The sequence below is a fragment of the Gemmatimonadota bacterium genome, from assembly GCA_009692115.1.
Lineage (GTDB): Bacteria > Gemmatimonadota > Gemmatimonadetes > Gemmatimonadales > GWC2-71-9 > SHZU01.
In genome coordinates this window covers 85,615-107,147 of sequence record SHZU01000003.1, presented here as the reverse complement: position 1 = coordinate 107,147, position 21,533 = coordinate 85,615, and the positions used below count along the sequence as shown (strand labels likewise).

At 65.0% G+C, this 21,533-nt stretch carries 22 protein-coding genes and 1 tRNA gene; 5 read left to right on the top strand and 18 right to left on the bottom strand.

Annotated elements, in window-relative coordinates:
- Position 1: 1 nt before the first annotated feature.
- From rpoZ to EXR94_04740, 6 genes are all read right to left on the bottom strand, one after another.
- Positions 2-229, bottom strand: coding sequence for a DNA-directed RNA polymerase subunit omega (gene rpoZ, locus EXR94_04765; protein ID MSR02038.1), 228 nt, complete (start codon positions 227-229; stop codon positions 2-4).
- Between the two features lies 1 nt (position 230).
- On the bottom strand, positions 231-869 hold the full coding sequence (locus EXR94_04760) for a guanylate kinase (protein MSR02037.1): 639 nt from the start codon (positions 867-869) through the stop codon (positions 231-233).
- Positions 866-1,738, bottom strand: coding sequence for a YicC family protein (locus EXR94_04755; protein ID MSR02036.1), 873 nt, complete (start codon positions 1,736-1,738; stop codon positions 866-868). The genes EXR94_04760 and EXR94_04755 overlap by 4 nt, the downstream gene beginning before the upstream one ends.
- 165 nt (positions 1,739-1,903) lie before the next feature.
- Positions 1,904-3,754: a hypothetical protein gene (locus tag EXR94_04750; protein ID MSR02035.1), complete on the bottom strand. Its 1,851-nt coding sequence runs from the start codon at positions 3,752-3,754 to the stop codon at positions 1,904-1,906.
- Entirely contained in the window at positions 3,751-4,329 is a 579-nt protein-coding gene (locus tag EXR94_04745) for a hypothetical protein (GenBank protein MSR02034.1), read from the bottom strand. The genes EXR94_04750 and EXR94_04745 overlap by 4 nt, the downstream gene beginning before the upstream one ends.
- Positions 4,330-4,331: 2 nt before the next feature.
- Positions 4,332-5,816 (bottom strand): leucyl aminopeptidase, encoded by a 1,485-nt coding sequence (locus EXR94_04740; protein ID MSR02033.1) that lies wholly within the window; start codon positions 5,814-5,816, stop codon positions 4,332-4,334.
- Positions 5,817-6,118: 302 nt separating this feature from the next.
- On the opposite strand from EXR94_04740, the gene EXR94_04735 reads away from it, so the two are divergent.
- Together EXR94_04735 and EXR94_04730 are read left to right on the top strand one after the other, a co-directional pair.
- The gene (locus EXR94_04735; GenBank protein ID MSR02032.1) at positions 6,119-6,460 is read left to right on the top strand and encodes a TIGR04076 family protein; all 342 of its coding nucleotides are present in this window, start codon (positions 6,119-6,121) and stop codon (positions 6,458-6,460) included.
- Positions 6,460-7,506: an aldo/keto reductase gene (locus tag EXR94_04730; GenBank protein MSR02031.1), complete on the top strand. Its 1,047-nt coding sequence runs from the start codon at positions 6,460-6,462 to the stop codon at positions 7,504-7,506. Before EXR94_04735 ends, EXR94_04730 begins: the two co-directional genes overlap by 1 nt.
- A 69-nt stretch (positions 7,507-7,575) precedes the next feature.
- On the opposite strand, the gene EXR94_04725 is transcribed toward EXR94_04730, so the two are convergent.
- From EXR94_04725 to EXR94_04685, 9 genes are all read right to left on the bottom strand, one after another.
- A complete protein-coding gene (locus tag EXR94_04725) occupies positions 7,576-8,886 on the bottom strand; it encodes a RagB/SusD family nutrient uptake outer membrane protein (protein ID MSR02030.1) in 1,311 nt (436 codons plus the stop codon).
- A gap of 19 nt (positions 8,887-8,905) precedes the next feature.
- On the bottom strand, positions 8,906-11,995 hold the full coding sequence (locus tag EXR94_04720; protein MSR02029.1) for a SusC/RagA family TonB-linked outer membrane protein: 3,090 nt from the start codon (positions 11,993-11,995) through the stop codon (positions 8,906-8,908).
- Between the two features lie 165 nt (positions 11,996-12,160).
- Positions 12,161-12,243: transfer RNA gene (locus EXR94_04715), tRNA-Leu, on the bottom strand.
- 82 nt (positions 12,244-12,325) lie between these two features.
- Entirely contained in the window at positions 12,326-12,856 is a 531-nt protein-coding gene (locus tag EXR94_04710; protein MSR02028.1) for a hypothetical protein, read from the bottom strand.
- A gap of 3 nt (positions 12,857-12,859) precedes the next feature.
- Entirely contained in the window at positions 12,860-13,831 is a 972-nt protein-coding gene (locus EXR94_04705) for a UPF0365 family protein (protein MSR02027.1), read from the bottom strand.
- A 60-nt stretch (positions 13,832-13,891) separates the two neighbouring features.
- Positions 13,892-15,220: a nodulation protein NfeD gene (locus tag EXR94_04700; GenBank protein MSR02026.1), complete on the bottom strand. Its 1,329-nt coding sequence runs from the start codon at positions 15,218-15,220 to the stop codon at positions 13,892-13,894.
- Positions 15,221-15,294: 74 nt separating this feature from the next.
- On the bottom strand, positions 15,295-15,810 hold the full coding sequence (locus EXR94_04695; GenBank protein MSR02025.1) for a hypothetical protein: 516 nt from the start codon (positions 15,808-15,810) through the stop codon (positions 15,295-15,297).
- 3 nt (positions 15,811-15,813) lie between these two features.
- On the bottom strand, positions 15,814-16,323 hold the full coding sequence (locus EXR94_04690) for a hypothetical protein (protein ID MSR02024.1): 510 nt from the start codon (positions 16,321-16,323) through the stop codon (positions 15,814-15,816).
- Entirely contained in the window at positions 16,320-16,850 is a 531-nt protein-coding gene (locus tag EXR94_04685) for an RNA polymerase sigma factor (protein ID MSR02023.1), read from the bottom strand. The genes EXR94_04690 and EXR94_04685 overlap by 4 nt, the downstream gene beginning before the upstream one ends.
- 142 nt (positions 16,851-16,992) lie before the next feature.
- On the opposite strand from EXR94_04685, the gene EXR94_04680 reads away from it, so the two are divergent.
- From EXR94_04680 to EXR94_04670, 3 genes are read left to right on the top strand one after another with little or no spacing between them, the layout of a single operon-like run.
- A complete protein-coding gene (locus EXR94_04680; GenBank protein ID MSR02022.1) occupies positions 16,993-17,733 on the top strand; it encodes a hypothetical protein in 741 nt (246 codons plus the stop codon).
- Between the two features lie 32 nt (positions 17,734-17,765).
- A complete protein-coding gene (locus EXR94_04675; protein ID MSR02021.1) occupies positions 17,766-19,163 on the top strand; it encodes an amidohydrolase in 1,398 nt (465 codons plus the stop codon).
- Entirely contained in the window at positions 19,160-20,404 is a 1,245-nt protein-coding gene (locus EXR94_04670; protein ID MSR02020.1) for an imidazolonepropionase, read from the top strand. Before EXR94_04675 ends, EXR94_04670 begins: the two co-directional genes overlap by 4 nt.
- Positions 20,405-20,476: 72 nt before the next feature.
- On the opposite strand, the gene EXR94_04665 is transcribed toward EXR94_04670, so the two are convergent.
- The 3 genes from EXR94_04665 to rplU form a co-directional block, all read right to left on the bottom strand.
- A complete protein-coding gene (locus EXR94_04665) occupies positions 20,477-20,818 on the bottom strand; it encodes a hypothetical protein (GenBank protein MSR02019.1) in 342 nt (113 codons plus the stop codon).
- Between the two features lie 127 nt (positions 20,819-20,945).
- Entirely contained in the window at positions 20,946-21,197 is a 252-nt protein-coding gene (locus tag EXR94_04660) for a 50S ribosomal protein L27 (GenBank protein ID MSR02018.1), read from the bottom strand.
- 1 nt (position 21,198) lies between these two features.
- Positions 21,199-21,516, bottom strand: coding sequence for a 50S ribosomal protein L21 (gene rplU / locus EXR94_04655; protein MSR02017.1), 318 nt, complete (start codon positions 21,514-21,516; stop codon positions 21,199-21,201).
- Positions 21,517-21,533: the final 17 nt, after the last annotated feature.

The window sequence follows — 21,533 nt, the reverse complement described above, 5'->3', positions numbered from 1 at the left end:
GTCAGACCTCGGACCGACGGCGCCGCAATTCCCGGAACGACAACTCGCCGGCGGCGAGTTTTCGGAGCGCCAGCGTCGTGAGCTTCTTGTACCCGTGCGCCTGCTCCAACTGGACCTGGCGCTCCTTCGGCAGTTCATTGACCATCCGGGCAAAGCGAGCGGCCACCAAAATGCTCCGATACTTGGTGCCGGCATGCCGTGCGGCATCGGTCGGGGTCACAATTTCCATGTCATCCTCCGTTAGGTACTGCGCCGGTCAATCCAGCCCGGATTGCCGTAATGACTTGCCGCAAATTTGCCAGCCGCGCGGGGCGCCGCGACTCGACGTCGATGATCGCCGCCACGTCAGCCACGGCCTCGACCAGGTCGTCGTTGACCACGACATAGTCGTAGCGGTCGGCCACCGCCAACTCACGGGTCGCGATGTCGATCCGCTTGGCCAAGGCGGCGTCATCCTCCGTCCGCCGGGCCCGCAGGCGTCCAACCAACGCGGCCCCCGAAGGCGGCAGCACGAACACATGCACCGCATTCTCGAACCGGGTCCGCAGTTGCTCGGCGCCGTTCACTTCGATATCCAGGACGACGTGCCGACCGGTACCGAGTCCGGCGTCGACCTCGGAGCGCAGGGTACCATAGCACTGCCCGCCGTATTCCGCCCATTCCAGAAAGTCGCCCGCCGCCACCCGCCGGAGGAACTCGTCCCGGCCGAGGAAGTGGTAGTGCCGCCCATCAATCTCGCCCGGCCGGATCGCCCGGGTGGTGGCCGAGATCGAGTACGCCACATCGTCCCGGCCGGCCAGCAGGTGGCGGGCAATAGTCGACTTCCCACCGCCGGATGGTGACGAAAGCACCAGCAGAAACGGCTTCAGGCCAAGTTCTCGAGCTGCTCCCGGAATCGTTCCAACTCCCCTTTCATCTCAACGGCGAGATGCTGCATCGCGGCTTCGTTAGCCTTGGACCCGATGGTGTTCACTTCGCGTCCGATTTCCTGGGCCAAGAAACCGAGTTGCTTGCCGACCGGTCGATCGGCGACCAATGCGGCGTCGCTGGCGTCAAGGTGGGCCGCGAGACGCACCAACTCCTCCGTGATATCGAGCCGGTCGGCCAAGAACGCCAACTCCTGCGACAAGCGGCCCTCGTCGACGGTTCGCCCCTCCAACAATTGGGCGACCTGGGTCCGGAGACGATCGCGTTCCCGGATCAACCGCGCCGGCGCCAATTCGGCCGCCTGGGCCGCGTGGCCCCGAATCAAGCTCAGCCGGAGCGTGAGGTCGGCGGAGAGAACCCCACCTTCCCGACGCCTGGTTTCCCGACACTCATCGATGGCCTGGGCCAATACGGCTTCGACGGCCGACCACTCAACCGCGGCCGCGGGGTCGGCGGACATAAACACCTCCGACTGACGGCTCAGCAGTTCGAGACTGATCGTCGGTTCGACCCCGGCGGCGACGGCCAATGCCCGAAGCCGATCCATGGCGGCAGCCGTGCCGACTGGATCGACGCGCGGCCCGCTCTGTCGCCCCGGCATTTCGAGCCAGCGAACCGACACCGAGAAATGCCCGCGCTCGAAATCGCGGCGCAGCCGTTCGCGAATCTCGTGCTCCATGGCCACCAACTCGCTCGGCGCCTTGAGCGAGAGACTCAGATAGCGGTGGTTGACGGACTTGAGTTCGATCCTCAGGATGCCCTGCCCGACCGCCCCTTCGGCGGCTCCAAACCCGGTCATACTGTACGCCACGCCGAACTCCTTCACCCAGAGCCACGGAAGATACCGGAACGCCCGGCGCGGAGGTAGCCCTTTGGTTGGCCGGCCCGAATCGGACCCCGGCGAGAAAAAACGTCGTAAGCGATTGTGGCACAAACTCTTAGAGACGAGAAACCGGGCGATTAGGTCACTTCGGCTTCAGTTGGCGAACTCCCAACGGACCCCAAAGGAACTGGCTAGGCGTAGCACCGGAAGATTGGGGAGGTATCCGGCCCGAGCCGCTTGGAAGTTGGCCCGATCGTAGTAGGCGATGAAATCACCGATCTTGAGCTGGATCTGCGCCCGGAAAAAGGTGGCACCCCGCTCGGTAATCGGGAGACCCTTCTGGTCCCGCCCGATGACTCCGGTCCCCCAGGTCTCCATCGACCCCTGGAGTTTGAGTCCGAAGATCCCACTTCGGAAGGTCGGCAAGAACCGACTCTGAATGGTCAGGTTGACGATCGAATGGGTCGGGGGTATGCCCTCGGGCTTGGTTCCGATCGGGTTGCTATACCAGCCATCGAGAATGAACCACTGCTTCGGCGCCACTCGGCCGGCCACCGTCAGCCACCGCGTGGGTCCCGATGGTCCGATGGTGTCGATCGTTCGATAGAGTGGATACCGCTCCGGCGAGAAGGCAGCCGTTCGCCAATACCCGACCTCCACGCCGACCCGAGCTCGCTCCCAAGCGACCGTCCCGGCCAGATCGGTCAGTGGCACAGCCGAGGCGGCGGCCAGCATCGGGTACACCACCCGCGAGCCGGTGCGACCCATGGCGCCGATCCGAAGCCCGCCCGGCCCATTGACGCCGACTCGCCCACTCAGATACGCGGAGCGCCGATCGCCGTCATGCCGCTGGTACACCCCCTCGAGATCGGCTCCGAAGGCTCGAGCGGGCGTGCTCGCGGCCGTCGCCCGGAATTCGAGGGGTGTCCACCGATTGCGGTACCATGCCCGCGCTTCGAGGTTACTGGTCCGGGTCCGAAAGCCGGCTTGGCCACCGAGTTGCCAAACTTGCTGGTCAACATATTTGACGTGCCGGTTCGGCCCTCCCAGGGACACGGCCGTGGAATCCTCGCGCCAACTGCTGCTGCCGGCGATCGCGACGCCGCGGAACCCGAGTCCGTCAGGTCTCGCCTGGTACACGGCACTGGCCTGAAAGTCGGCGCGGTGACCATCGAGGCCCTGGGATAATGTGTCCCCGGCCGGATTGACGCCTCCCGTGGCCGACAGCGCCACCACATCTTCGCGTTTCGGTACCGAACGGAACAGCTGGACCATGGCCTTGATCCGGCCCACTGGGGCGTAGCTGGCCTGAAACCAGGTTTGGGTATTGGAATAGGAGCCTTGGTCGCCGCTTCGCAGCGGGACCGCCAAGTGCTCGGCCGCCACGACATAGCCGAAGCCAGCGGCGGTTCGCTTTTCGAGCGAGGCGATATACCGCGCGATCTGAAAATCGCCGCTGGCTACCCCCACCCTGGTACGAGGCGGTAAGCGGTCGTGGCGCCGGGAGAACAGGTGGACCCGAAGTTGACCAGGGAGGCGCTCGATCTCGACCCGGTCGAAAAACGTCATCGGCAAGAGACTGGGGTCGACGGCGACGCTATCGGGGCCGAGCGGTTGGTACGGGACCCCGTCGATGACGAGTTCCATCGAGGCCGTGGCCCGGCCCTGAAAGTTGATCGGCTCGGGCCGGCCGAGCCAGCCGCCCCTCCAGACGAACACGCCCGGCACTTTCGCCAGCAGATCCGACAACGTGGCCATGTTATGCCATTCGAGCGAATCGCGGTGGTATACGATCCGGCCCAGCGGCGCCATCAACTCCGCGCGGCCCAGCCGCGGAAACACCGGGACGCGGTGTCGTCCAGCCTCAAAGGTCTTGAGGAAGAGTTCCGAGAAGTCGGTGGAGTCCCGGGCGGTCGTGTCGGCCCGCACCGAGTCCGGGACCTGCGCGGCCAGGCTACCCGCCGCAACCAGGACGATCCCCGCCGCCGCCAGGGTCCGGATCACGGGGTCGGAGGCTTCAGGGTGTGGGACCCGACATTGGGTGACCGGTCAGAGGGAGACCGGCCTCGAGGACCGACTTCGACCGCCATCTGCAGCTGGTTGTCGGAATCCCGCGTCGAGCTGATGGCCGTGCGGGGAATTTCCGCTTCCATCCGAGTCCCGTCGAACCTGACCTTCACCAGGGTCACGGTTCGCTGCCTCACGCCCACCAGGGCTGCCTGGCCCGCGCCGTTGTCCCGAAGATCGAGGTAGTAGCCGCTGGTGGTCTTGAGGTCGCCGGTGATGTCGGGGTCGAAGTCGATGAAGCCATCCAGGGAGTTCGGCTCGCTGGCACTCCACGGCGCCGGCGCCTCGGCAAACTCCAGGACTACGATCAACTTATCGCGGTCGATTCGGCCCGACACCTTGAGCACATCGATGCCCTTGAGCGCCTCAGGGTTGGCCGTGGCCGCGACCGTATCCCCGGCGACGTCGGTGAATTCGAAATCGAACGGCGCCTCGTCCGCGGGCGCCGTCGATCCCCCGCCGCACGCGATCGTGGCTGCGGCGCCGCCGAGTGCCGCCAGCCGCCACCACACTGTTAAGCGCCGGCCCGAGCCAACACAAACTCGGAAAAGAGACGGACGCCCATCGCGGTCGGGCCCTTGACCATGGCGGCGTCATCGCGTTCGGTGTAGGCCGTGGACGCGATGTCGAGATGAGCCCACGGATAGCCCTCGACAAACTCCTTCAGGAACCACCCGGCCGTGATGCTTCCGGCGGCCCGGCCGCCGGAATTCTTGACATCCGCAATGTCGGACTTGATCAGTTCGCGGTATTCGTCCCAGAGGGGCAACTCCCAGGCCCGCTCGTGCGCCCGCTGCCCGGCCTCGATCACTTCCCGAATCAGCGCGGCATCGTTCCCCATCACGCCCGAGGCGGTGTGACCGAGGGCGATCCCGATCGCGCCGGTCAGGGTGGCGATATCGATGACACAGGCCGGCTGGTAACGGCGGGCATACGACAGGGCGTCGGCCAACAACAGCCGTCCCTCGGCGTCCGTGTTGATGATCTCGATCGTCTTACCCAAATGGCTCGTCACCACGTCGGCCGGGCGATAGGCCGTGGCCGACGGCATGTTCTCGGCGCTCGGAATCAGCCCAATCACCGACACCGCCGGCTTGAGCCGCCCCAGCATGTCGAAGGTGCCCAGGACGGCCGCCGCTCCCGACATGTCGTACTTCATGTCCTCCATGCTCTGGGCCGGCTTGATCGAGATCCCGCCGGTATCGAACGTGACGCCCTTGCCGACCAGGACAATCGGCGCCGCGCTCGAACCACGGTATTCGAGCACGATGAACCGCGACTCCTCAGCCGACCCCTGCCCGACCGCGAGAATCCCGCCCATGCCCTCGGCGACCAACCCGGCCTGATCGAGGACGGTGCAGCCGAAACCATACCGCGCCGCGAGGTCGGCAGCCGTTTGGCCGAGCTTCGTCGGGGTAAGTACGTTAGGCGGAAGCACCTGGACCCCGCGGGCAAACTGATGCCCGGCCCCAATGGCCGCGCCCAGGCGGTGGCCGGCCTCCGCGTCGGCCCGATCAGCGGCCTCGGCCAGGATTTCGATCGATTCGAACGCCGGTTTGGGATCCTCGGGCGGCCGCTTCATCTCAGCGAAGTGCCAGGCCCCTTGCCACGCGCCTTCGGCCAGGGCCTGGAAGGCGTCTTTGGTGGCGACGCCGGCCCGGGATTCGGCCGGGCACCCCAGCGCGGCGCGCGGCGCGCCAAGAACCCGCGCTCGCTTGGCACCGATCGCGGCTCCCCGCCGAATCAACGCGCGGTCCGGCTGCTTGCCCAACCCAATCAGCAGAATCCGGGGGATGTCGCCGGTCGGATAGAGGGTGACGGTCTCATCCTTTTTGCCGGAAAAATCCCCGCTAGCCAACACCCGGCTCAGAGCACCCCCCGTCTGGTGATCGAGCGGCTGAAGCGAACTCGGCAGCGGGGCTTGTGGAACCAGCAGAATCAGCAGCGGGCCGCGGTATGACTCAGCGGAGAGAACGGAAATGGTCGAGGCAAACGGCATCGGTCGGTAGCCACCCGTGGCCGAGGGTGAAGGTCCCTGAATCCCAGCGGACCGGATCGAGTCGGGGAACCTAAACCAAGCCAGGATAAAAGGAAACGCGGGCCTAGAACATGGTTCGGCGCTGGGCGGCCAGCGGGTTGATCGGATCGGCCAGCCGCACAGGGAGGAGGAGCCCGGGCCGCTTGGGAGACATATCGGGTCTCAACCCAAACCCCGAGCCACCGTATCAGTGTCCTAGCACAATCGGGCTCGGCGGGCCCGCCGCCCCGTTACTTTTCGGCTCGACCCCCAGGGAGAATGCCATGACCGCCGGATCCGACCAGTTCAGTCTGTACGACCTGCGGGTCGAAGTGATCGAGGGCCGGGGCCGAATGCTCTGTCACGAGCAGGTCGGTGACTACTTCGAGGTCCACGGCGGCCGGATCGCCTTTCCGACGGGTCAGGGCTTTCCCCTGTACGCCATGGCGGCCCTGTTGCCCTTGCTGCCGGCAAAGCAACGGGAAACCCACCGGAACGATTGGATGACCACCGACTCGGACATCGCCTGCCCCGACGTCCACTGCGGCGCGATCTATCGGATTTCCCGAACCGGCAAGCGGACGTTCCGGCATAGCGAAGAATCCGGCGAGCCGCTCGCCGGATGATGCCACTGATCGATTTGGGACCCGGGTACTCGATTCCACGGGTTATTCTGGGCGGCTGGCAACTCTCGGCCGGCCACGCCGATCGGACTCTGGAGCGGTCCGAGCTGTTTTCCCGATGGGATAGCTTCTTGGACCAGGGATTCACCACCTTTGATTGCGCCGACATCTATACCGGCGTCGAGGCGACGATCGGCGAGTACGTTCGGCGCCGGCTGGCGGCGGGCCAGGCTCCGCCTCAGGTTCACACCAAGTTCGTGCCCGACCTGGCCACGCTCCCCACCCTCAACCGCCGGGGCGTCCAGCGAATCATCGACCGATCCCTGGCCCGGCTCGGCCTCGAGCGGCTTGACCTGGTCCAGTTCCATTGGTGGGACTACCGAGTCGCGCGCTACGCCGAGGTGCTAGGGTACTTGGGCGACCTGGCCCGAGACGGAAAGATCCGGCTGATCGGCCTGACCAACTTCGACACCCCCCGGCTCCACGAGCTCCTGGCCATTCGGGTGCCGGTCGTTTCGATGCAGCTCCAGTACTCCATCCTCGATCAGCGCCCCGCCCGAGGCTTGGCGGCCGCGTGCCAAGGCGGCAACGTGGCCCTGCTCTGCTACGGGACGCTGGCGGGCGGGTTTCTGTCGAGGCGTTGGCTCGGCCGGGCCGAGCCGCTCGAGCTTCTCAATCGCTCGTTGGTGAAGTACCGGCTCGTGATCGACGACCTCGGCGGATGGCCGGTGTTTCAGAGGATATTGGCGGTCGTCGCGGAAATCGCAAACCGCCACCGGGTCGAGGTGTCGGCGGTGGCCGCTCGGATCATTCTCGACCGGCCCGGTGTCGCGGCCATAATCGTCGGGATGCCGAGCGCCGAGCGAGCCCAGGAACTCCGGTCGGCATTGGCCCTCCGGTTGACCGACGCCGACCGGACCTCCCTGGCTGAAGCGACCGGACCCGCCCCCGGTCCGTTCGGGGATGTCTATGGGGCCGAGCGGGATTTGAGCGGCCGGCATGCTGCCATCATGCGATACGACCTCAACGCCCAGGCCGGCGACGGGTAGCCCTGAAACGAGGCGAGGGGCCGGTTTCCCGGCCCCTCGCCTCTTCGCCTCGCAAACCTAAAGAGCCGATCAGGCCCCGTTGGCTTCCTTGGTGGGAAGCGGCCAACAGGTGGTCGTGCCGTACGGCCGACCGTCGAACTCATTCACAACCTTCGTCGAGCCGTTGGCGCCCTTCCACGGCAGCGCGTACCGGAGCAGATCGTTGGTCCGGTGGCCGCCCTCGAACGACAACTCGGCCCGGCGCTCATTGATCACCGCGGTCCGAGCCACCAACGGAGACGTGTTGGTCGTCGCCGGGATCAAGGACAGTCCGAGCTGACCGCGGCGGGCGTTCAGAATCCCCAACGCGCCAGCGACGTCCAGCTGCGGCCCCGGATAGGTCTTGGCCTCGGCCAGGATCAACTGGGCCTCACGACCGCTGGCCAACCGGATCGGGGTGCCGAGCGCGGGATACTTCTCGGTGTACCAAAGCCGGATAAACGGGGTAAAGGCCCCGTGACCGGAGTCCTTGACCTTATACCTCGGATCGAAGCTCTCGGACAGCGGATCGGCCGTGGCTCGCAGCTCGGCCGTCACGGTGTAGTAGCCGCCATCGGTCATGAAGTAGTAAAACTTATTGAAACGCCGGGAGGTCTCGGTGCCCCGGTCGGCCATTTTCTCGTAACCAACCGGAACCAAGGCCGCGACGGTGGCGGCTTCCGACCACTTCTTGAGATCCATCTTGGCCCGGGCCAAACCGACGCGGGCCAGGTTGACGATATCGGCATTACCGGCCGTCGTGGCCAGCGTGACGGCTTCGGCGAACTGCGCCTCCGCTTTGGTGAGCGCGGCAGCCGGGGCTTCCGGCGCCTTGCCGTCGAAGGCGACTTGGCAGAAGGTCTCGCCCATCAGGAGATATGAGTAGGCGCCGTAGGCCCGAACCTTGGCCATCAGACCCGCCCGCCCAGCGACCTCGGCGTCCGTCCACGCCGACAACTTCGCAAAGATGTCCTCGGACTGGTACCGGGCCGTCCCGAGCGTCGAGGGCATGCCGAAGTATGAGTAGTTTTCGCAGGGACCGAGGGCATAGTCGTCCTCACCCGCACCGATGGTGCGTTCGCCCCAGTTGCTACCCGGCACGTTGCCGTTCGAACTCTCCCACTCATCCGAGTGGGCCGAGTTGCCGGCGGAGTAGTTGTTGTAGGCGCACTCGAGGTCGCCAATGACGCTCCGCGCCAGGACCGGCGCGAGGCTCGGATTATTGATGTTCTCTGCCGGAATCTGCCCCGGGAACTCGACATCGAGCAGATTGCCGCACGCTCCGAGACCGAACCCGGCGGCGACCACAGCAGCGGTCGCCCTGACGCGATGGAGTAGTTGGATGTTCATATCGCTCATCATCTCCGTGTGGTAGTCGCCGTTAGAAGGTGAATCGGACGGTGGTGCGAATCCGCGCCATCTGCGGCCACGACTCTTGGGTATAGCCAAAGTTGCCGGTGGTGTCCCCGTTACGGTTCGGGGTGATTTCCGGGTCGATCCACTTGACCCCGAAGACTTCCTTCTGCGCCCGCCATAGCAACGCCATGTTCTCGGCCGCCAGCGTCAAGGACCCCCGCGAGGCTCCGAAGAACTTCGCGATGCTATTGGGGAAGTCATACGACGCCGAGACCGTTCGCAATCGGGCAAAACCACCCTTGGTCAGACCGGTTGCCCCAATGCTGTTGCCATCGCCCTGGAGGATCTCGAGGCCAACGTACCCCGACAGGACCTGGTCGGTGCCTTCCAGGATTTGCTTCGAGCTCAAGAAGAACGAGTGGATGGCGGCAATGTCGCCGACGAGGACGGTGTTGCCACCGAGCGCGTCAACCAAGCCGAGAATCCGGAGCCGCTTCCCGATCGTGAAGGTGGCGCTGAAGCTGCCGTTCCAGCTCGGGGTCGGGCGGCCGGCATAGAGGCGCGGGGCCCCGGCACAGGGAACCACGGTCCCATTGCCGAGCCCGAGATCCGTACCACCCTCGCACTTAACGTTGAACCCGAGCGGTAGCGGTATCCCAATATTGATGGTCTGGATGTCGGAGCTCACAACTTTCGGGAAGAAGAAGCTGCTCGGCGCGAAGCCTTGGACGTTGTACTGCTGGATGAACGAACCCCCCACGAACGCCGGCGGTGTGCCGCCCATATCGAGGATCAACGAACTGTTCGTGGCCAGGGTGGCCCGGAGGTCAAGCCCGAAATTCTTGGACTGAATCACCGATCCGTCGATCCCGATTTCGATGCCGCGGTTCCGGGTCTTCCCGATGTTGAGGAACTGGTTGCCTGGGAACCCGCGCGACGGCCGGAGCGGCAGCGAGAGGATCGCGTCCTTGACGTCTTTGTTATAGTAGGTGAACTCGATCCCGATCCGCTGATTGAAGAGACCGGCGTCAAACCCGGTCTCATACTCTTCGCCGATTTCCGGCTTGAGGTCCGGGTTTCCGAAGTTCTGCGGCGAAATCCCACCGAGGCCCCCGCTGCCGACCTTAGCCTGGTAGGTCTGGATTGCCGAGAACACATCCGGCTGCTGACCGGCCCGGCCCCAGGCGCCCCGCAGTTTGAGCTGCGAGAAGATCTTGGAATCCCGGAGGAATGGCTCTTCCGAGGCGACCCAGGACGCGCTGAACTTGGGATAGTAGACCAGGTTGAAGTTGTTACCGAAGGCGCTGTTGTCGTCAGCCCGGACGGCACCGGTGATGAACAACCGGTTCTTAAAGGCCAACTGTTGTTGCGCGTACACGCCGACGGTCTTGTTTTGCTGGAACCCTTCCGAGGCCCCGATCTGCGCCGCACTCGAGATGTTGCCGCCGCCCGGAATCGAGAAGTTTTCGCCGGTGCCGCGGACGAAATCGAACTCTTTGGTGTAGTACTGCGCGCCAACCGCCGTCGTGGAGACCAGGTTCTTGCTGATGTTCCAGTCGCCGGACAGCGCGTAATCGAGGGTGACGAAGGTCGACCGTTGCTGGGTGGAGTTTTTGACGCCGTTGCTGTAGCTGAAGAACGGCCGCCGGGGCTCGCTGTTCAGCTCCACCTCGAGCGAGGACTTGTTGTTCACAAAGTCCGGGCCGACGGTCAGGGACTGACGGAGCCAGGAGTACGGCCGGTGGGTGAACTTGAGGCTCAGCGTGGTCCGGTCGATGTTATCGAACCCGCGGACCATGCTGTAGTCCTCCGGCCGATAATACTGGTAGCCGTGGCCCGCGTCGTTGTACCCGGTGTGGTTCGGGTCGGACGGGTTCGGCTCGCACCCCGGGAAGTTACAGGCCCAGAGGATCGAGGTGGTGATCGGCTGGAACCCCGAGGCTCCCTGCAACTTCGAGCGCACCTGGCCCATGCTGAAGTCCACTTTGAACTTGTCGTTCGACGAAGTGTAGCTGACGTTGGCCCGGGCCGAGTACTTGTTCTGCCAGTTGTAGTCGACACTCCCCTCGTCGCGATTGAAATCGGTCGAAAAGAAGTAGCGCAGCTGGTCGGTCCCGCCAGAGAGCGAGGCGCCGGCGGCCAACGGCGTACCATTAGAGAACGGGGTGCCGAGTCCCTTGTCAATGTTGTGCTGGAGAACGTTGAACTCTTTGACCTTCTTGTCGACCTGGCTGTAGTAGTAGTTGGACGCGTAGCGGCCAACCGGGTTCTGCAGCCAGTTGACTCCGGCATCGGCGTGGAAGTCGACCGTCGGCCGGCCCGCCCGGCCCCGCTTGGTGATGACCTGGATCACCCCGTTCGACGCCTCAGTACCGTAGATCGTCGCGGCCGAGGGACCTTTCAGGACCTCGATCGACTCGATCTCTTCGGGGTTCAAGTCGTTGATCCGCGACGGCGATTCCTGCCCGCCGAACGCGTCGCTGAACGCCGCGTCCGCGTTGTTGACCCGGACCCCGTCGACGTAGATCAGCGGCTGGTTCGCTAAGCTCAAGCTGCCCGAGCCGCGGATCCGGGTGGTGCCGCCGGAGCCAATCGCCCCGGAAGCCCGAATGATTCGGACGCCCGGGACGTTGACCGACAGCATGTCCTGGAGCTTCGAGGGCGGAGCGATCTTGGTGACCTCGGCTACCGATACCCGGCCGATGGCATTGCCGAGGGAGCGCTGCTGCGCATCACCGACCGTACCCGTGACGATCAACTCGTCGAGTTTCACGACCAACTCGGTGAGCTCGACCCGAATGGCCTCCCCGCCGACCGTGGCCTGGGCCGTTGTCGGCTTGAAGCCAATCCGGGTGATGTTGAGCGTGAGGGTACCGGTAGCCGTGGTGGCCAATCGGAATTCACCGCGGGTGCCGGACCGGGCGCCTGCCGGCGTTCCCTGCACCGCGATCAGCGCATCGGCGAGCGGCCGACCGGACTTGCTGTCGGTGACCGTGCCGGTGACCGCACCGGCGGCCTGGGACAAAACCGGCCGAGCGAATGGCGTGGCGACCACGGCAAGCCCAACCAAGCAAGACGCTACTCGACGTAGCGCTTGAGCGAAGCGATTACCCATACGGGCGTTCTCCGAACGAGGGGGAACTGCGAATCGAAGCTATAAGCGATCGACTATATACGTGTTACCGAATTGGTATACAGTATAAACCTTATGGTATCGCGGAAAATACGCAAGGGCGCTGCTGATAGGGCGGCCCGGCGGCCGCGAACTTTGGCTACGAAATGCCCGAGGCGAGAGTCGAACTCGCACGGGGTTGCCCCCGGTGGATTTTGAGTCCACTGCGTCTGCCATTCCGCCACTCGGGCAACGGCCCCGAATATGGGTCTCCCCCGCGGGCCAGGCAAGCCGCTACAATCGCCCCAAGCATTTCGGACCTTCCGGTAACCGCTAGCCGTCTTCCGGGCGCCGGAGGGCCACCGGCTTTCCGAGCACCTCGTGCCACACGATCATCCGGCGGAGTGCTGCCGCCCGGTCCGGACCGGCAGGTAGCACCGGCTCCACCGCCCGGATCTTCGCATCGAACGCCCGGTGGTCGGCCTTCGTGTGGGACCGGGACCGTGTCTCGGCCCATTCGGCTCGTTTCGCGGTGAGCGCCTCGATCGCGTCGTCTTGAACGACGGTGACCCGGGCCGGCCGGGGCGCCACGTCATCGAGGTTCCGAACTTCGGATTCGACTTCACGAGTGACGGCCTCCACCTCGTCCTCATCCAGGCTGTAGAAGGTGGCCGCCTCATTCGCTCGTTTCATCTCTGCGAGCGCCTTCTGGATCTCGGCCAGCATGCCGCCCGACTCCCGTGACGGCTCCAGCCCAGTCGGCGGCAAGGTCGGCCCCTCGGCACCCTGACGCCGTCGCTTGCCGGCGGCCTGGAGCAGGCCGCCGACCACAAACAAGACGACCAGAAGAAGAATCTCGCCCATCGACTAGATCGACCCGGCCGGGCCCGCGTCCTGAGGGCCCGCGATTGAATGCCGCATCTGGGTATCGGCCTCCATGTTCCGGTACCGCTGGTAGTCCATGACTCCGAGGTTACCCTTCCGAAGCGCATCGGCCATGGCGAGCGGAATCTGCGCCTCGGCAGCGACCAAGTTGGCCCGCTCCTTTTGCACCAAGGCCTTGTACTCTTGCTCCATCGCCACCGCCAAGGTGCGGCGCTCCTCCGCCTTAGCTTGCGCAATTCGCTTATCGGCCTCGGCTTGGTCGGTCTGCAACTCGGCGCCGATGTTCTTACCGACGTCGACGTCGGCGATGTCGATCGACAGGATTTCAAACGCCGTTCCGGCGTCGAGTCCCTTGGCCAGCACCGTCTTCGAGATCATATCCGGCTGCTCGAGCACCGCCTTGTGGCTGGCGGCGGAGCCGATGGTACTGACGATGCCCTCGCCGACCCGGGCCAGGATGGTCTCTTCACCGGCACCGCCGACCAGCCGATTGATGTTGGCCCGGACCGTTACCCTCGCAATCGCCAGCAACTGAATGCCGTCTTTGGCCATCGCCGCCACCTTCGGCGTCGTGATGACTTTCGGATTGACGCTCACCTGCACCGCCTCGAACACGTCGCGGCCGGCCAGGTCGATGGCGGTGGCTTGCTTGAAATCGAGCGCGATGCCGGCTTTTTCCGCCGAGATCAAGGCGTTGACCACCCGGGTCACGTTCCCGCCCGAGAGATAGTGCGACTCCAGCTGGTCGGCCGTCAGGACTAGCCCCGCCTTGTGGGAATTGACCAAGGGATTCACGATCGAAGCGGGGTCGACTTTCCGAAACCGCATGAAGAACAGCTGCAGAAAGGAAATCTTGACCCCGGACACCAAGGCCTGGAACCAGAGTCCGATCGGAACGAACCGGAAGAAGATCGACAAGACGATCATGCCGCCGACCAACAGCGCCACGACCAGCCCGAGCTGGAGATTATCCGTATTCACTCATGCCCCCGCAAAGTTGAGATAAAGGCTGGATCAATTCGTCAAAACCTTGACTGCGCGTACGATGTGCCGATAGCCGTCCGAGCGAAGCACCGTGACCGGTGCCCCAGCGGCGACATACTCCCCCTCGGTGACGACATCGAGCCGCTCGTCGCCAATCACGGCGGCGCCCGACGGCCGAAGGTCGGTCACCGCGGTACCGGATTGCCCCACCAAGTCGCCCCGGGTCGGGGCCGCGACATACCCATCGACCGCGGCATGTCCGTCCCGCAGCATGACCTTCCGGAATCGGGTACTGTGGGGGATGTGTCGGATCCAGACAAAGAGCACCGACGCCGTGATGACCAGGGCCGTCACGAGAATGGCCCCGGCCTGCACCAAGTCGCCCCCGGTCGGCGCGGTGCCGACCAACGCCAGGATGATCGATGTCGACACCAACCCGAGCCCAATGATCCCCGCCACGCCGAAGCCCGGCAGGATTAGGGCCTCGACCCCGAGCGCCACGAAACCGAGGGCCAGCAGAAGGACTTCCTCCCAACCGGCCAGTCCGAGGATCATCCCGCTCCCGAAGAACAGCCCGAGTGAGGTCAAGCTCGCCACGGCACCGAGTCCGAAATGCCCTGCTTTGATTTCAAAGATCAGACCGAGCATCCCCAACGACAACAGCAGCGGGGATACCAGCGGGCTGGTCAAAAATCGGACGGCGAGTTCGGCCCAGTTGAGCTCGATCGAGGTGACCCTGGCCCCCGGGAGGCCCACCGCCGCGAGCAGGGCTGGCAAATCGGTCACCACGGATTTGGCGTAGCCGAGCCGCACGGCCTCATCGGTGGTCAGCGTCAAGAGTTTCCCCGCCGGCTTGACGCCGGGAATCTCGATCGACTCGTCGACCATGGCTTCGGCCACCGTCGGGTCGAGTTGGCGGGCTTCCGCGAGTGCCCGGAACTCACCGCGCATGGCACTCACGATCTTCTCCGACGCCTTCGTGCCCTGCCCGTCGACTGGGGTGGCGGCGCCGATCACGCCACCCGGGGCCATGTAGATCCCCTCGGCGGCAAGAGCGATCATAGCCCCCGCGCTATAGGCCCGTGGATTGACGAAGGCGTACACCGGCAGCCCAGCGCCCCGCACGGCGTCAACGATCCGTTGGGCCGCGTCGATCCGCCCGCCGGGCGTGTCGATGTCCAACACCGCCGCCTCGGCGCCGGCCGCCTTGGCCGCGGCCAACACCCTCGCCACATACGGCGCGAGCCCATTTTCGATCGTCCCGGTGATCGGAATCCGATACACCAGCTGTTTCTGGGTTAATCCCGATCGGGCGGAAGGAACCGCCAGCAGCAACCCGATCAGAAGGACAGACCGCACCGTTCACTCCATTGAAGTGGACCGCACCAATTTAATAGTCTCCCCCCGGGATGGGGAGGGAGCCGAGGCGGGGTTTAGCGGGGCCGGAGCCGCCGGGCAAGTGGCGGCCGACCGCCCTCGGCCTGCCGTTCCTGGCGGAGCTCTTGAACCCGCTGGAGAAGCCGATCGCGGAGCAGCAGGTACTGGGCCCGCTGCACCGGACTCAAGACGGTCCCGAGTTCGGCCATCTCGTCCCGGAAGGTCTGGACCATGGCGCCGCGGGTGGCCAAGATCGCATCGACGAGGCGCGACACCGCCTGATCGTTGGCGGCCACCCCGGGCCGCATCGCGGCCGACAATTCCGCTCGCTGCTGGCGATCCTCCCGCTCCAGATTCCGCCGTTTCACGGCCCAGGTGGCCAAGATGCCGCGGACCTTGACCGATTGGCCATCGGTGAGTCCCAATTCTTCGGAGAGTCGCTCCCCAAACCGGACTTCGATCTGTTGGCGGAGCCGTTCCGCCATCGGCCCGGCGACGGCCGTGTCCTGAGCCGGCAGCCGGCCGGCGAACCCCGCCGCCAGCGTCGCGAGAACCACTACCCACTTGATCATTCCTCAACCCTCCCAGTTTCGGAGCAAACGCTCCCACTCATCGGCCGTCAAATCACCGAGGCCCGGCTCCTCGACCGAGGGCCCCGGGCGGTCTACTTCAATCACTTCGAGTACCGAGGCCAATTCTTGGCCGCTCAGGTCGTCCAACTCACTCAACACGCCGCCCGGGACGGCGGAGTCCGCCGGCCCGGAACCGCCCGAGGGACCGACCATCCGAACGGCCAGAATCAAGGCCGCCGCCGCCAGCCCGAGGGCCCACCGCACCGGACCCCGCCGGGTCAGCGGAACCACCTCCGGCCGGTCCGTGGCCAGCTCCTGGTGCAACCGGGTCACGATTCGGGCCGGATCGAGCGGCGGAAGCCGCCGGCCCAGGTGGCCGGCGGCGCTTTGCAACCGCCATTCCGCCGCGCAATCGGCGCAGGCCGCCAAGTGGCCGGCCTCGTCGGCGGTCCACCCGGCATCTCCGGCAGCCACCTTGGCCATCCGGTCGGAGAGTAGTTCGCACGGCGTCATTGGACCGTCTCCTTCAACCGTTTTACCGCATGATGGTAGTGGACCCGGGCGGCCCCCGGCGTCGTGCCTAACGTGCTGCTGATCTGGTCGTACTCCATGCCTTGTTGGGCTCGCAGCAAGAACACCTCTCGCTGCAGTCGCGGCAGCCGGTCCAACTCGGCCCGCAGCCGCCGTTCAATGTCGGCGGCACCCGACTCGCCCTCGGGGTCAGACCCATCGACCACATCATGATCCTCGATCGGAACCGTCTCCCGCCCCTTCCGGCGGCGGAACTGGTCTCGATTCAAGTTCGCGCCAATCCGGAACAACCAGCTCTTGAACGAGGCCTCCCGCCGCCAGCCGGGCAGGGCTCGGAACGCTTTGAAGAACGCCTCCTGAACCAAGTCCTCGACGTCGGATTCGGGGGCCCCGTTCGAGTAGAGAAACCGACCAAGGGAGGTCGCATGGCGCCGGACCAATTCGTCGGCCGCCAATGCCTCCCCGGCACAGAACGAGGTCACCAGGTCGTCATCCGTCTCGGCTATCATTGGCTGCCCATCTGACGCAACGGCGGTGCCCGCGTTAAGTACCCGATCGGCGGAGCGGTTGGTTTCAAGGATAACCGCGTATTCCGCATGGCGTTATCATCGCGCTCGCGGGTTAGGCCGTGGTCTCGCTAGATTCCCCGCGATGATCCGCCCCACCGCCTCGATGCTCCTGATCTTCGTTCTTGGCCCGCGGCCCGCCTCCGGGCAAGCGATCGCCAAATCGCCGCCTTCGGCGGCCGCCTCGGCCCTGCCCCTCGACATGACTTTGCTGGTGCCGCGGTCGGATAGCTTCGCGGTCCTGGTCAAGGGAATTCAACTCGGGTGGACCCGAACGGTTGTTGAGGACACCCCGACCGGGAAGCGCCTGACCGAAGAGAGCAGCATTGCGGGCCTCGTGGAGCAGAGGACCATCGTTGACATTTCCGACGCGGGAGCCATGCTTCGGGTTCGCCAGCAAGGCACCAACCAAAGTCAGCCGACGACGGTCGAACTCGATTACCAGGGCCCCCGGGTGAGCGGTCAGGCAACCGCCGGCTCGCCCGAGGGCACCAGGACCGTGCCGGTCGACACTACTCTCGGGTCCAATCCGGTCGATGACAACGCGATCCAGGGCTTGTTGCCGGGCCTCCCCTGGACGCCGAACGCGACATGGTCGTTTCTGACCTTCAGCGGCGGGCAGAACGAGGCCCGGGTTACCACGCTCCGAGGCCTGGGTACGGAATCGGTCGAGATCCGGGGCGGTGCCATCGAGGCATTTCGGGTGGAGTGGTCAGGCGGGTGGCAGCCGGCGGTCTTCTGGATCACCGCGCAACCGCCGTTCCGGCTGGTGAAAATCGGGATCACCGATACACCAGTCGAGGTCGTTCTCAGCACAAAGCCGTAGTCCGAAGTCATCCATCAGAAAGGCTTGGGGAAATGATGCGGGGAATTTGGAGACTCTGGTTGGTCGGTTCGATGGAAGCGGGGGTCGCCGCGGCTGCGGTTGCAGAGCAAGCGGACGATCGATTTAAGGACACCTTGAGTATCGATCGGCCGCAATTCCCGTCGACCTATCGGCGGCGGGCGAATCCCGCGGTCGTGATCCGGAATGCCACGGTCATGACGGCCACCGGATCGGAACTCCGAGGCGCTTCGATTCTGTTGCAGGATGGCAAGATCGTAGCGGTCGGCGACGTCTCGACCCCGCCGCCTGGAACCGTCGTCGTCGATGGGACCGGGAAATTCGTGACGCCCGGTTTCATCGACACCCATAGCCACATCGGGGTGTATCCTGCCCCAGGGGCCCCGGCGCAGTCCGACGGGAACGAGGCCACCAGCCCGAACACCGCCGAGGTGTGGGCCGAGCATTCCTTTTGGCCGCACGATCCCCAGATCCCGCTCGCGGTGGCCGGCGGCGTGACCACCGCGCAAATCCTGCCCGGCTCGGCCAACCTGTTCGGCGGTCGTTCTGTGGTGGTGCGGCTGGTTCCCGCCCGGGCCGTCCAAGAAATGAAATTCCCGGGCGCGCCGTACGGTCTCAAAATGGCCTGCGGCGAGAACCCGAAACGAGTGTATCAAAGCCGGGGCCCCTCGACCGCCATGGGCAACATGGCCGGCTATCGGGCGGGATACATCCAAGCGGAGCAATACCGGCAGCGATGGGACAAGTGGCTCAAGGACCGGAAGGGCGATCCGCCGACCCGGGACCTCAAGCTCGAGACCCTCGCCGGCGTGCTTCGGGGCGAGATCTTCGTGCAGAACCACTGCTACCGGGCGGACGAAATGGTCCAAATGCTCGACTTGGCCCAGGAGTTCGGCTTCAAGATCCGGTCGTTTCACCATGGCATCGAGGCCTACAAAGTGGCCGACCTGCTCGCCAAAGCGGGCACGGCCGCGTCGATTTGGTCGGACTGGGGCGGTTTCAAGATGGAGGCCTACGACCAGATCCTCGAGAACTTGGCGATGGTGACCGCCGCCGGGGCCCGGGGCGTGCTCCACACCGACAGCCCCGATGGGATTCAGCGCATGAACCAAGATGCGGCAAAAGCGATGTACGCGGGGAACCGCGCCGGGATTCCGGTTACCCGAGACCAGGCGATTCGATGGGTGACCGCGAACCCGGCCTGGACCTTGGGGATCGATCAGCTCACCGGCACCCTGGAGCCCGGCAAGATGGCCGACGTAGTGCTCTGGTCCGGCGACCCGTTCTCGGTGTACTCGAAAGCCGAAAAGGTCTGGAACGAAGGCTGGCTGGTGTTTGACCGCCTCGACAAGACCCGCCAGTACAAAACCGACTTCAACTTGGGCCAGACCGAACCGGGGGTGGGACGATGAACAACCGATGGATGTTAGGGGTGATGATGGCGGCCCGCGCCATCGTGGCGCCGGTGGCGGCCCAGCCGATCGCCATCACCGGCGGGACCGTTTTTCCAGGAGCCGGCCCCAAGATCGAGCGCGGCACGGTCGTGATCGTCAACGGCAAGATCACCGCAGTGGGGCCGAACGTGACCGTCCCGGCTGGAGCGACCATCGTTGATGCCACCGGCAAGTGGGTCACACCCGGGCTGATCCATGCCGGGGCGAATGCGGGAACCGGCGTCGCGGGACTCGGTGGCTATGGCGAGCGTTCGGTAAGCGGCGAGGTCAATCCGTCATTTAATCTGACCGACGGCATCGACCCGGCGGCCTTCTCGATCGCCGTGGCCCGGACGGGCGGTGTCACAACCGGCGTCTACACGCCGGATGGGTCGTTCATTCCGGGCACGGCCGTGGTTGTTGATTTTGCCGGTGAAACGGTGGGCCAGATGATCGTCCGGTCGCCGGCGGCGCTGTTGATCGACCTGAGTGATGGAAGCAAAAGCGCGGGAGGGGGGGCCCGGGCTGGCACGATTGCCCGACTCAAGCGTCTGTTTGCCGACGCCATCGAGTACGACCGGCGCCGGCTCGAGTACAAGCGACGCGCCACCCAGGCGTTCAGCGCCCCGGCTGCCGAGCTCGAGGCCCTGTTGCCGGCGCTCCGGGGCACCATGCCGGTCGTGATCACGGCCAACCGGCGGATCGACATCACCAACGCCCTAAAGCTCGGCCGCGAATACCGCCTCAAGCTCATCTTGTCCGGGGCCATTGAAGGCTGGCAGGTGGCCCCGGCCATCGCCGCCGCCGGGGTCCCCGTGATCATGGAGCCCAACCGGGACATTCCGAGTTTTGACGGCCTCGGGGCCCGACTCGACAACGTGACCTTGCTCCGGGAGGCCGGCGTCAAAGTGGTCATCGCGCAAGGCGACGCCGGGGGAGAGCGGAGCTTGCGGTATGCCGCCGGCAACGCGGTCCGCAATGGGGTGAAATGGGACGACGCCCTCAGGATGGTCACCACGTGGCCGGCCGAAGCGTTCGGACTGACTCAGTATGGATCGCTGGCGGCCGGTCAGGTGGCGAACGTGGTGGTGTGGTCGGGCGATCCGTTTGAGTTTTCGAGCGTGGCGGAGCGGGTGTTTGTTCGAGGCCAGGATACCTCACTCCGAACTCGGGAGCACGAGTTGCGGGACCGGTATCGAACGCTGCCGCCGGTTCGATAGACCCGGGTTCGCCGAACGCGCGACAGCCCGTGGATTGGCAGCGGGCTGTCGCTTGGTGGGATGCTGGACCGGCTAGGGCTTGGCCACTTCGGCTTCGGCCGGGTCGGCCGGGGGGGCCGGCTTCTCGTCGACCCGCACCGTTTCGCCGTCGAGCCCGTCGAGCTCGCGGTCAATACCGGCAATCTTGGCGGTGACATCGTCCATCTGGGCAAAGAGCGCGTCGACCTGCCCTTGGTTGGCCTCGCCGCCCCGTTCCTTCTTGTAGACGGCCATCCCCAACTTGTAGGCGATCTTGCTTCGAACGCCGATCAAACTCGAGCGTTCGAGATGCAACTTGCTCGACTCGACGGCTTCTTTGAGGCGATCACCGAACTGGTCGAGCTCATCTCGAAAACGATCAAACACTGTGGCCATCGCAGATCCTCCTCGGGAAATGGAAACAGGGGGTGGCGAGCTTAACGTCGAATTGCCGATCCAGGTTTCAGAATGACGAAGGGCGCCTCATCAGCGCCCTTATTGACCCCAGCCTTTCGATCCGCCCCTAAGGGTAGACGGAGATCTTCTGCTTGCCCTTCGATTTCCACTCGAACGTGACCCTGCCGTCGATCAGCGCGAAGAGGGTGTCGTCATTGGCCCGCTTGACGTTTCGGCCGGGGTGAAACTTGGTTCCCCGCTGGCGAACGATGATGTTGCCCGCGATCACCTGTTCGCCGCCGTACCGCTTGACGCCAAGGTACTGGGGATTGCTGGTCCGGCCGTTCTTGGACGAGCCGACACCCTTCTTGTGAGCCATATCAGCCTACCTTCACGGCGGTAATGCGGACGTCGGTGTACTTCTGCCGATGACCGGTCTTGCGACGGTAGTTCTTCCGCCGCTTGAACTTGAAGACGTAGAGCTTATCGCCCTTCGCCTCGCCGATCACTTCGGCTTCGACGGCCGCGTTGGGGACAAAGGGCTGCCCAGCCTGGATGGTGCTGCCATCTGAGGTGAGAAGAACTTCACTGAATGTCAACTTGGCTCCGGGCTCGGCCTCGTCCATCAAGGGTAACCGAACGGTCTCCCCTTGCTGGACTTTGTACTGCTGACCTTTGGAGCGAAAAATCGCGTACATCACTGATTCCAGGGTTT

Bases quoted from the DNA above. Each gene is read 5' to 3' on its own strand.
- EXR94_04730 (MSR02031.1), top strand. From the start codon at position 6,460: ATGCCACTGATCGATTTGGGACCCGGGTACTCGATTCCACGGGTTATT.
- EXR94_04680 (MSR02022.1), top strand. From the start codon at position 16,993: ATGATCCGCCCCACCGCCTCGATGCTCCTGATCTTCGTTCTTGGCCCG.
- EXR94_04670 (MSR02020.1), top strand. From the start codon at position 19,160: ATGAACAACCGATGGATGTTAGGGGTGATGATGGCGGCCCGCGCCATC.
- EXR94_04675 (MSR02021.1), top strand. From the start codon at position 17,766: ATGATGCGGGGAATTTGGAGACTCTGGTTGGTCGGTTCGATGGAAGCG.
- EXR94_04695 (MSR02025.1), bottom strand. From the start codon at position 15,810: ATGATCAAGTGGGTAGTGGTTCTCGCGACGCTGGCGGCGGGGTTCGCC.
- EXR94_04710 (MSR02028.1), bottom strand. From the start codon at position 12,856: ATGGGCGAGATTCTTCTTCTGGTCGTCTTGTTTGTGGTCGGCGGCCTG.
- EXR94_04660 (MSR02018.1), bottom strand. From the start codon at position 21,197: ATGGCTCACAAGAAGGGTGTCGGCTCGTCCAAGAACGGCCGGACCAGC.
- EXR94_04685 (MSR02023.1), bottom strand. From the start codon at position 16,850: ATGATAGCCGAGACGGATGACGACCTGGTGACCTCGTTCTGTGCCGGG.
- EXR94_04665 (MSR02019.1), bottom strand. From the start codon at position 20,818: ATGGCCACAGTGTTTGATCGTTTTCGAGATGAGCTCGACCAGTTCGGT.
- EXR94_04720 (MSR02029.1), bottom strand. From the start codon at position 11,995: ATGGGTAATCGCTTCGCTCAAGCGCTACGTCGAGTAGCGTCTTGCTTG.
- EXR94_04725 (MSR02030.1), bottom strand. From the start codon at position 8,886: ATGATGAGCGATATGAACATCCAACTACTCCATCGCGTCAGGGCGACC.
- rplU (MSR02017.1), bottom strand. From the start codon at position 21,516: ATGTACGCGATTTTTCGCTCCAAAGGTCAGCAGTACAAAGTCCAGCAA.
- rpoZ (MSR02038.1), bottom strand. From the start codon at position 229: ATGGAAATTGTGACCCCGACCGATGCCGCACGGCATGCCGGCACCAAG.
- EXR94_04690 (MSR02024.1), bottom strand. From the start codon at position 16,323: ATGACGCCGTGCGAACTACTCTCCGACCGGATGGCCAAGGTGGCTGCC.
- EXR94_04735 (MSR02032.1), top strand. From the start codon at position 6,119: ATGACCGCCGGATCCGACCAGTTCAGTCTGTACGACCTGCGGGTCGAA.
- EXR94_04740 (MSR02033.1), bottom strand. From the start codon at position 5,816: ATGCCGTTTGCCTCGACCATTTCCGTTCTCTCCGCTGAGTCATACCGC.